3 protein-coding genes are annotated in these 2,803 nt (G+C 56.9%); 2 read left to right on the forward strand and 1 reads right to left on the reverse strand.

Annotated features, from left to right (window positions below; genetic code table 11):
• Positions 1-51: 51 nt before the first annotated feature.
• Positions 52-351 carry an IS3 family transposase gene (locus BBW68_RS10945; RefSeq protein WP_070133583.1) on the reverse strand — a complete coding sequence of 100 codons (300 nt, stop codon included), beginning with the start codon at positions 349-351 and terminating at the stop codon, positions 52-54.
• A 443-nt stretch (positions 352-794) separates the two neighbouring features.
• Here BBW68_RS10945 and BBW68_RS10950 point away from each other — a divergent pair, with 443 nt between their 5' ends.
• Together BBW68_RS10950 and BBW68_RS16730 are read left to right on the forward strand one after the other, a co-directional pair.
• Positions 795-2,480 (forward strand): AsmA family protein, encoded by a 1,686-nt coding sequence (locus BBW68_RS10950; RefSeq protein ID WP_070135392.1) that lies wholly within the window; start codon positions 795-797, stop codon positions 2,478-2,480.
• A 107-nt stretch (positions 2,481-2,587) separates the two neighbouring features.
• Positions 2,588-2,803 (forward strand): helix-turn-helix domain-containing protein (locus BBW68_RS16730; protein WP_148127640.1); only part of this gene is annotated, 216 nt, incomplete at its 3' end.

Below are 2,803 nucleotides of genomic sequence, written 5' to 3' on the forward strand. Positions count from 1 at the left end.
CAAAAGTCTGGCACAACGCAGCGACCGGATACCTCGCTCTTAGCCTGTCGACTACCGTGAACCGTTGAGTGCGTCCGACATTAAGAGCGCCGTAGCCTTTTTTAGGATTTCGTTCTCCATTTCAAGGCGTTGTATTTTCTTCCTCGCCTCACGCAGCTCGAGCTGTTCTGGCGTCAGAGGAAGCCCGGCGGGCGTTTTCCCCTGGCGCTCAAGTCGCAGCTTATTCACCCAACGGGGGATAGCCGAATGGCTTACGTTAACTGCCTCTGCGGCCTTAACGTAGGTATAGCCGTGGTCGACAACTAACTTCGCCGCTTCGAGCTTAAATTCTGGCGTGAAATGTTTAGCCATTGGGTCACCTGTGGTGTTGGGAAGGTGAGAATATCAGCTTCCGATCAGGTGGCCAGTATCAGTGTGCCACTATATAGATCGCCTGAGGCATAACGCCCACCGACTGAAGATGAAAGGTGAGTCGATGAGAAAACGACTGGCACAGGTTGACTGAAAGTGAACGGTCAGTGTAATAAAAGGAAGTTAGGGCGCGTTAGGAAATAACGCGTTCACGTTCCTCTGGAACGACCGTTCATCTTCGCCAGAATACGCAGAAAACGCTGCTTTCCTCCGGTATCACCGCTATCGTGCTGAACCTAGTGTTCCCGTAGGAGAAGTAGCGGCTACGGTCATTCTGAAAACAGCGGGGGCGATATTTGCTCCGACCGCTGCGCTGTGGGTTGAGAAGTGACGATAAATCAGGCATAACAAACCATTACCCGATATCCAAAGGGATGGTTGTGATGAAGTTTTTCGGAAAGGTTCTGCTTACCCTGCTGCTGATTCTGCTTCTGGCACTGGTAGCCATCTACGTGCTGCTGCAAACCCAGTGGGGCGCGGGATGGATTAGCCGCCAAGTCAGCGCCGGCAGTGATTACCAGCTGTCGCTCAGAAAAATGGAGCACAATTTTTCCGATCCCAGCCATCTGCTGCTCAACGATGTCTCCTTTGGCCGTAAAGACCAGCCCGCCACACTGGTGGCGAAGCGCATCAACCTTGGCCTCAGCCTGCTGCAGTTCAGCAGCCTGCTGCATTTTGCCAGCATTCGCCTTGATCAGGGTATGCTAAATCTCAGCGATAAAAGTGCCCCCCTCTCCTTACAAGCAGACCGTTTACAGCTCAGCCAGATGGCGCTTAACCGCAATCAGGGCGACTGGCCGCTGCAGGCAGAGCGCGTCGACGGCAGCGTAGCGCCGTGGAAGCCTGAAGCGGGCATCGTGCTGGGCAAAGAGGCCAATTTCCAGATGAGCGCCGGTTCCCTGACGCTGGACGGTATTCCTGCGGCGAATGTACTGGTGCAGGGCAGTATTCACGGACCGCAGCTGGTGTTAAGCAATTTCGGGGCCGACGTGGCGCTCGGCTCGGTGAGCGCCAGCGCGCAGCGTGATGCGCAGGGCTGGCAGGTTAACAGCCTGCGCCTGAACAGCATTCGCCTGCAGAGTGATAAAACGCTGGCCGGGTTCCTGCAACCGCTGCGCACGCTGCCGACGATGAATTTTGACCGCATTGATATGACCGATGCCCGCCTGCAGGGGCAGGACTGGGCGGTAACCGACCTAAACCTGACGTTAAAAGACCTGACGCTGAGCAACGGCGACTGGCAGAGCAACGGCGGTTCGCTGTCGATGAACGCCAGCAGCTTTGTGAATGGCAGCATGCAGCTGGACGACCCGATCGCCAATATGGACTTCTCCGTGCAGGGCGTGCAGCTGACGCAGTTCAGCTCGCGCTGGGTCAATGGACTGGTGCGTGCGCAGGGCAGCTGGACGCGCAGCGATAAGAAACTGACGCTGGATAAACTGGTGGTTGCCGGGCTGGAATACACCCTGCCGCTCAACTGGCGCGAGCGCTGGATGGAGACGCTGCCGTCCTGGCTGGATAGCGTGCAGGTAACCAAATTCAGTGCCAGCCGTAACCTGATTATCGATATCAATCCGGACTTCCCGTTCCAGATAACGGCGCTGGACGGCAACGGCAGCAATCTGCTGATGGCGCGCAATCATCAGTGGGGTATTTGGTCAGGCAATCTGAGTTTTAACGCCGCCGCCGCAACCTTTAATCGCGTCGATCTGCGCCATCCGTCTATCACCCTCAGCGCAGATGACAACGCTATCAATGTGTCAGAAATGAGCGCCTTCAGTGCCGACGGCATGCTGGAAGGGCTGGCAACGCTGAGCCAGCAGCCGCAGCGCACAGTGTCGCTGACGTTGAATGGCAGCAAGGTTAACGCCACCCTGCTGCAGAACTGGGGCTGGCCGACGATCCCGCTGAACGGCAACGCCACCATGCAGCTGAAAATGCAGGGCAGCCTGCAAGCCAGCCAGCCGCTGAAACCCTCCGTCAACGCCACACTGGCAGTCAGCAACGGCGAGCAGTCAGTGCAGCAAACTCTTCGCTGCGGCCAGCTGGGCTGGCTCACAATAGACTAAAAAGGGCTGGGTCGGCCCTTCGTGTCGCTACCGATGTAAAACTGGCCCACCTGCCGATGTAAATCTGACCCACCCAGGGTAAAAATGGCAGTTTTAAGGCACTGCCAATGATGACATTGGAGACCAGAGTGGAGATGAGTGTTTTACACCGTCAGGGCATGTCGATACGCGCCATCGCGCGCCAGCTTTCATGCTCTCGTGAGACCGTTCGCAGATATATCCGTAGCCCGCTGCCCGTAGCGGATATCCGCTACAAGCCTCACGCACCCAGACCCTGCAAGCTTGACCCGTTCAAGCCCTATATCCTTGAGCGCGTGGCCGCT

Origin of the sequence: Candidatus Erwinia dacicola (assembly GCF_001756855.1) — a bacterium.
Taxonomy (GTDB): domain Bacteria; phylum Pseudomonadota; class Gammaproteobacteria; order Enterobacterales; family Enterobacteriaceae; genus Erwinia; species Erwinia dacicola.

Excerpts from the sequence above, each read along its gene's own strand:
- BBW68_RS10950 (WP_070135392.1), top strand. The coding sequence starts at position 795 with ATGAAGTTTTTCGGAAAGGTTCTGCTTACCCTGCTGCTGATTCTGCTT.
- BBW68_RS10945 (WP_070133583.1), bottom strand. The coding sequence starts at position 351 with ATGGCTAAACATTTCACGCCAGAATTTAAGCTCGAAGCGGCGAAGTTA.